At 42.9% G+C, this 6,722-nt stretch carries 9 protein-coding genes; 6 read left to right on the top strand and 3 right to left on the bottom strand.

Annotated features, from left to right (window positions below; genetic code table 11):
• Both Q7S11_00045 and Q7S11_00040 read left to right on the top strand, forming a co-directional pair.
• On the top strand, positions 1–552 hold a 552-nt coding region (locus tag Q7S11_00045; GenBank protein ID MDO8572145.1), incomplete at its 5' end, for a hypothetical protein.
• Positions 552–1,733, top strand: a complete 1,182-nt coding sequence (locus Q7S11_00040) for a M23 family metallopeptidase (GenBank protein ID MDO8572144.1) — start codon at positions 552–554, stop codon at positions 1,731–1,733. The genes Q7S11_00045 and Q7S11_00040, both read left to right, overlap by 1 nt.
• Positions 1,734–1,772: 39 nt before the next feature.
• Here the strand turns inward: Q7S11_00040 and Q7S11_00035 are convergent, their stop codons facing one another.
• The gene (locus tag Q7S11_00035; GenBank protein ID MDO8572143.1) at positions 1,773–2,306 is read right to left on the bottom strand and encodes a PsbP-related protein; all 534 of its coding nucleotides are present in this window, start codon (positions 2,304–2,306) and stop codon (positions 1,773–1,775) included.
• A 15-nt stretch (positions 2,307–2,321) separates the two neighbouring features.
• On the opposite strand from Q7S11_00035, the gene Q7S11_00030 reads away from it, so the two are divergent.
• Both Q7S11_00030 and Q7S11_00025 read left to right on the top strand, forming a co-directional pair.
• Positions 2,322–2,765: a hypothetical protein gene (locus Q7S11_00030; GenBank protein MDO8572142.1), complete on the top strand. Its 444-nt coding sequence runs from the start codon at positions 2,322–2,324 to the stop codon at positions 2,763–2,765.
• Positions 2,755–3,957, top strand: coding sequence for a M23 family metallopeptidase (locus Q7S11_00025; protein ID MDO8572141.1), 1,203 nt, complete (start codon positions 2,755–2,757; stop codon positions 3,955–3,957). The genes Q7S11_00030 and Q7S11_00025 overlap by 11 nt, the downstream gene beginning before the upstream one ends.
• A gap of 121 nt (positions 3,958–4,078) precedes the next feature.
• On the opposite strand, the gene Q7S11_00020 is transcribed toward Q7S11_00025, so the two are convergent.
• Positions 4,079–4,795, bottom strand: coding sequence for a hypothetical protein (locus tag Q7S11_00020; GenBank protein ID MDO8572140.1), 717 nt, complete (start codon positions 4,793–4,795; stop codon positions 4,079–4,081).
• A 214-nt stretch (positions 4,796–5,009) separates the two neighbouring features.
• Between Q7S11_00020 and Q7S11_00015 the strand changes: the two genes are divergently transcribed.
• Together Q7S11_00015 and Q7S11_00010 are read left to right on the top strand one after the other, a co-directional pair.
• Positions 5,010–5,705, top strand: a complete 696-nt coding sequence (locus Q7S11_00015; protein ID MDO8572139.1) for a DKNYY domain-containing protein — start codon at positions 5,010–5,012, stop codon at positions 5,703–5,705.
• A gap of 100 nt (positions 5,706–5,805) precedes the next feature.
• Positions 5,806–6,516 (top strand): hypothetical protein, encoded by a 711-nt coding sequence (locus Q7S11_00010; GenBank protein MDO8572138.1) that lies wholly within the window; start codon positions 5,806–5,808, stop codon positions 6,514–6,516.
• Here the strand turns inward: Q7S11_00010 and Q7S11_00005 are convergent.
• Positions 6,503–6,722: hypothetical protein (locus Q7S11_00005; protein MDO8572137.1), on the bottom strand; the 220-nt coding region annotated here is incomplete at its 5' end. The genes Q7S11_00010 and Q7S11_00005 overlap by 14 nt on opposite strands.

Raw genomic sequence — 6,722 nt, 5'->3', positions numbered from 1 at the left:
GTGCAAGATGCATCAAAATCTAGCACGACATATGTTACCGTCACCGCTCCCCTTCCTCCACAAGCAAGCCAAGCAGGAAGCATCGTATACAGTGAGACAATCGGCTGGGGATGGGATGTTGGAACGTGGCCCAATGTCATCGTCAATCCCGCTTCCCCAAATGCGTACAGAGGGGATAACGGTATTGAAATGCAGACAACTGCTCAATGGGGACGGGTGCAGCTTCTCGCGGAGTCGAACTTTAAATTCAATACTACGGGATATGAGTCCCTCTCATTCGCCATCAACATCGGGGCGAATGAAGAAGAAGACTTGTATGTCGGACTCTTGAATGTGAGTGGCGGTGTGCTTCAGTACCAAAACATCAGGAACTATGCCGAAAATGGCACGCTCAATTCGTATCAGTGGAAACATATAAGGATTCCGCTTTCCGCATTGAGTGGATTAAACACGGATGTGTATGGCGTTGAAATACAAAGTACAAATCCCACTACACTGTATTTCGACGAAGTGCAATTTGAACTCAATGGAACCAACGGAGGTTGCCAGTAATGCAAACGAGATCGGAAGTAAAACGAAACCGATCGCGCTCTTGTGCGCGAAACATTCTGGGAGGGCTCGCGCTCTCCCTTCTCTCTCAACTCTCGCATTCTGCGGGATTACAATGCACCGTGAATCCGGATGAGGGGCCAGTGCTCATATTCAGGAATCGCGTAGTTGTGCAAGACTCTGTGACAAAATTAGAACCTGGATGGAGGATATCGGGTGCATGGGGAGGAACAACCGTAACCGGAGTGCAAACTCCGGGTCAAGGAAGTTCTGCGGAGAAGTCTCTCCTTGTTCACTACCCTATCGCATGGAAAGGAACAGGAGTGTACACAGAAAACTTGTCAGCATATATCGGAGACAAAAGTGCTCTCACCTTCCGCATTCGAAAAGAAAGCGCGGATGGTAATGTGCTTGTTGGGTTGCATGAAAGCATGACGGACACGATAGGCACATGGGTGTATGTAAGCAGTTATCTTTTCCCTCTCCAGTCTAGCCAGTTTATCGCGGGACAGTGGTATTCGGTAAGAATTCCACTCTCCGATTTTCAGGCAACCAACTCATACATCAAGGGAATTGTATTCCAGTCAAGTGTGGCTGGGGATGTGTATTTGGATGATATCATGATTACGGTTCCTCTTGTTTTGAAGTGGCCGTTAGCGACTCCTTCTTATGCCAATAAGTTCGTTACCCAAAAATTTGGCATAGATTGGGCTGGAGAGACATATTGTCCCGCGGGTGTAATTAAAAAACACAATGGGACTGACTATCGGGCGACAGCCGGGACTGTAGTTTATGCGGCGGAAAGTGGGGTGGTGAAGGAAATACTTCCTTACAACGCAACATGGGCTCAAAACATTGTCCTTGAACATATGACGTTGTCAGGACAAATATACACTACTGTATATTGGCATGTAACTCCTGTTGCGGGACTGGATGGTTTTATTGGTCCGATTGCCAAGGGTCAAAAAATAGGGACAGTGGCAGATATTGGTAGCGGTACCCATTTTCATTTTGGGGTGCATTTGGGATCTTACGCCAGCGCGTACTTCAATAATACTCCGTACGCTGGTACAGGTGCATTACCACAAAATAATTGCCAAGACGCAACATCTGGTAAGTGGTATCCTGCTTTTCCTGCGGGATTTGTTGACCCAGAGGACATCAAAAAAGTTCTTTTTCGGTAGTTAGGTTTAGTTAAAAGGTTCCCTTCGGGGAACCTTTTTTTATTGGATGCGGATACTTTCTATTATAGAAAGATATGCTTCCTCATAAGTTGTGCCTTTTAAATAACGAATTTCGAGTATCCCATTTTTTGTTTTAACTAAAATGGATATCCATGTACCCCCAGAATATCCGTCTGGAACAGAAGTAAGTTCAACTGCCTTATGCCCATCAAGTGTAACTTCTTTTGACGACAAAGTTTCTTTTTTCCGTGTTTCTTGTATATTTTTAATCTCTTTTCCTTGGGCAACGAATAAAGAGAGAGCACCCATCATTGCGCTGGATTGTCGCCTCGGATCATTTGGGGGAATCGATGTTATAAGAATGTTATTTTTTGACTCTTCAACAAACAGATTCGATGGGTAATTAAAATTTATTCCAAAAGATGAGTTCTCGTAAATTTTTTTGGTCGTCGTCGCCACAGTAGTTATATCATCAGAAGCAATCTTCTCCCCCCCCTTCTTTCCCACCACAACCCACCCCAGTCCGATAAGGACAAGGATTGCGAGGGCGATAACAATTGTCTGTTTTTTCATGTTTCGGAGTATAGCTTGATTAACGGTAAATGGCAAGAAATCTCCTTCGCTACTTCTTCCCCAAATGCGTATGCGGGAAACACTGGTATTGAAGTAACAACACTTGGGCAATGGGGACGCATACAGCTTCTCGCGGAGTCAAACTTTAAGTTCACTACTACGGGATATGAGTCCCTCTCCTTCGCCATCAACATCGGAGCGTATGAAGGCGAGGAGTTGTATGTGGGACTTATCGGAAGCAACGGCGATGTTATTGCCTACAAAATGGTATCCCCATACACAGGGAGCAAAACACTCGACGCCTATCAATGGCAACCGGTGTATGTACCACTTTCCGATTTGGGAGTCTCAAGTACAGATGTCTATGGAGTGGAGATACAAAGTTCCACCCCAGCGACATTTTATGTTGATGAAATCCAGTTTCTAAACACCAACGGAGGATCTTGCAATGCAGAGTAAACTTGGAAGATGTGGAAGCTTCGGCAACCACATTTCACTTCTCATCGGCTTCTTCGCTCTCTTTCTAATAGGAAGAGTGTCGGCGGAGCACAACTTCACCTGTCACCTTCCGGAAGGACCCATTGTTCTCTATGAGGACAGATTTTCTGATGACAGATTGTCTCAAGGATGGAATACCATGTGGTCGTGGGGAGGAATTATTGTCCCGTGGATAACGCAGTCGACCCCCGGAGGACAAGGCGGCACATACGCTCTTAAGGCGGATGTCGGCGAGTCAACCGGAGGAGGGCTTGAGATCCATACCGATTGGGGCAAGAGTGTCTTTACAACGGGACGCACTGTTCTTGCATTCTCGTTCCGCAAGGAAATGGATGCAAATGTAAGGGTGGGAATACGAGATTCCAGTGGTACCGTTCCCACCTATGTACTACTCTCATCCTACATTGCTCCGAATCAAGATGTTCTTCTTGTAAACGGACAGTGGTACTCGTTCGTGATTCCTCTCTCTGATCTTCAATCCGTTAACAAAGCACTCGGCGGTGTGGTGTTTACCACCAATGCTCCGGGGACGATGTATGTGGATAATGTGATGATCTTAAATATACCCCCAAACTTCAAGTTGCCATTGCCGGGAAATAAAAACTGGCTTCTGACCGTAGAGGCCGGAGGGAAAGCGTTTGATGGATCGGATGATACCAATCATTACGAACAAAAAGCTTACTTTTCTCTCGACTTCGATGATACAAGCCAGGAGGTTGGGCAAGAAACGGATGTCAAAGTTCTTGCATCCGCAGGAGGGAAAGTGGTTTTTACTTCTACGACAGAAGACCAATATAATGGGTATTATGTCGTCATTGATCACGACGGAGACGGGAATCTCAAGACTGGTTATTCAACGTGGTATGCGCACATGAAGAAAGATTCCATTCTTGTTTCTGCGGGGAATACCGTTACACAAGGCCAACAGCTTGGAATAATTGGCAATACTGGGGATAGCGCGGGAACGCATCTTCACTTCGGAATCCAGTACAACAATAAAAAATGGCTGAAGAAAGCCAATGGATCAGTTGATGAAGAGACAGCGTTGTTTCTTCGAATTATAAAAATTGAAGGAAGAAAAATTGAGGAATATAAAGTAGGTGTCGGAAGTTCTGATCCTGCGGGATATTATCCCTCAACCAATGTGCAATAGTTCTTTATAGTAAATAGTAGTTTAAACAGCGAAGCTTATGCTTCGCTGTTTTTTATTGAGAGCCCGTGTTTACTGTTTGATAAATTTACAAAAATCTCTCTCGTATTGAGATTTGTTCACTTTATTCTCCCAAAAAAGCAAACGAAGACATCATCGCCCCTGAAACTTCGTCTTTAAGAGGATAGTGTATCATCATTTTCTCACCATTTTTGTTTTCAACAAAAATATAATTATAAATTGTGTTGTCTGGAAGAATATATCCGCCGGTCCATTCAAAATCAAACCCCGCGCTCAAGGTAAATGAATATGCTTTTTGCCCATCTATCGTTATTTCTTTCATACTCCCGACTTCTCTATTTTTGAAATTTGGATTTTTGTAGTTGACCTCATATAGTCTCACCTTTTCGCTCAATTCTCGAAGAGAAAGCGCTAGCAATTTGTTTCGTTTTATAATCGTTTCTGAAGACACATGAATCAACGGAACAAGTACATTAACAGTAATATCCGTGTTGCTACCTGGAACAAAGATTTGGATATCACTGCCTTTTTCAACAGGAGTTGGATCTAAATCTACTATCGTGCTAATCTCAGCGTCTTTTGGATATTTAACAGAATACCTAAAAGAAGTATTCTTGTATTTTTTCCATGTTGAAGTGTCGAGTTTTTTTGGCACCGTGGTTGTTGTCGCCTTATCCGTCTTCACTGGAAACCACTCTGCTGAATTGCGCCAATCCAAACCAGAAACCTTTTTTGCATGTGTATTTTTATACACCACAACCCACCCCAATCCGATAAGGACAAGGATTGCGAGAGCGATAACAATTGTCTGTTTTTTCATGTTTCGGAGTATAGCTTGATTAACGGTAAATGGCAAGAAATCCCCACGTTTTTTTGCATTTATTTTTAATATATGTAAGTATGGCTTCTGTGGGGAATATAAAAGTAATCATGTTCTTTGAGTGAGGTGCATGAAAAATCTACGCAATCAAGTTAGGTTATTTTGTGAATATATACGATAAAGAGATTGATTTTTTCCATACTACAATAATTTTATGAATACAAAAAAAGAGGTCGTTACTTCCACGATTTTGATAGCAATAATTTTTGTAGCTGTTATACTTTGCAGTAGCGTATATTTTTTAAAGTATAAAAATTCAGCACGGACCATTAATGAAGGTAGTAAATTGAATCTTCGCCCCCTGGGTGGTCCTGATTACTATGGTCGTCCCACTTCGGCGTATGAGATTGATGATACACATGTGTACTACAATAAAAATTTAATCAGTGCGGATCCTGATACCATAGAGATTTTAAAAGGATCTCTTAAATCCATGAAGGGTGATATTTCATACTTGTATGCACGAGACGCAACAGCTGTGTACTATGCAGGAAAGCCGCTTTCTGGGGTGATATCTGCGACATTCCAGCCGATAGAAAATGGGTCGGGCATCCATAACTATGGAACCGATGGTAAAACTGTGTACTTCGGCTATGAATCTATCCCCGGTGCGGATCCTAAAACATTTAAGATACTGTGGCAGACTATCTACGAGGGTTGCGGAGAAACTTATTATAGTAAAGACTCAGCCCATGTGTATTTAAATACCACCATTGTACCAAACGCAAACCCTGAAACCTTTGAGTCACTTATTAACGGTTTTGGGAAAGATATGCGTGGCTATTACAAAGGAGCGACCTACATTAGACCTACTATTGATCTGAAAGAACTTGTGTGTAACTACGGATAGATTTCTAACCAAAATCGCAGCCCCGCACAAATATGACATTTTCTCTTTTGTATAAAGAGGACAAATATGTGAGTATGGTTTCTGTGGGAAATATAAAAACATGAACCGGAAACAGTTAATATATGTTTCAATCGCTCTTGCCCTCCTATTCATACTCGGAGCAGGATGGTATGTTGCGTTGACGGAAAAAGAAAATCCGTCAGTAATCGACAATACCGCAAAAGAAAAAAGTGTGGTGATGAAGACGTATTCAAGCGAAAAGTACGGATTTTCACTTCAGTATCCGTGTGATGATAGATGCCAGGTTTCTCCGCCTTTTCCGCAAGATGATGGTGTTTCAGAAGATAAGATTTGGTTCAATATGCAACCAAACGGCCAGATGTTGGTTAGCGGATTTACTGATGAAAGCGTGAATAAATGGAATACCTTCGTTACTGAAAATCCAGGACCAACAGGTCTGTTCACGCTTTCTCTCTCTTCTTTACGCGAAGCCTTAAATTTGCCTATTGGAAGTAGTTGTAAAATCAAAACCTTTTCTGAAAGCCCTTACACATACGACAACTGCAAGATCGTGCTTATCGGCGGAAAGAAAGCGGTTCGGGTTGTCGGCGGTATTTTCAAAGCCAGTGAACCAAACAGAAGTTATTTCATTAACAAAGATGGAGATAATCATTGGATACGAATTACCGAATTGTACACCTCTCGTTCTAGCTCCGACGATTTCCTTTCCGATCCCTCAAAAATCACGCCAGAATTGCAGGTTCAGATTGACGCGATGGCAAAGATGTTAGAGAGTGTCAGATTTGAGTAAAGGTTTCATCCGGATTTTTTACAGCTCCATCGTATACAACTACTGCAACAGTAACCGCAACAAGCGTGCAAGATGCATCAAAATCTAGCACGACATATGTTACCGTCACCGCTCCCCTTCCTCCACAAGCAAGCCAAGCAGGAAGCATCGTATACAGTGAGACAATCGGCTGGGGATGGGATGTTGGAACGTGGCCCAATGTCATC

The organism is bacterium (assembly GCA_030648955.1).
Taxonomy (GTDB): domain Bacteria; phylum Patescibacteriota; class Minisyncoccia; order Phycocordibacterales; family JAUSHB01; genus JAUSHB01.
Note: the sequence above shows the minus strand (reverse complement) of the source record. Positions and strands in the feature narration are given on the sequence as shown.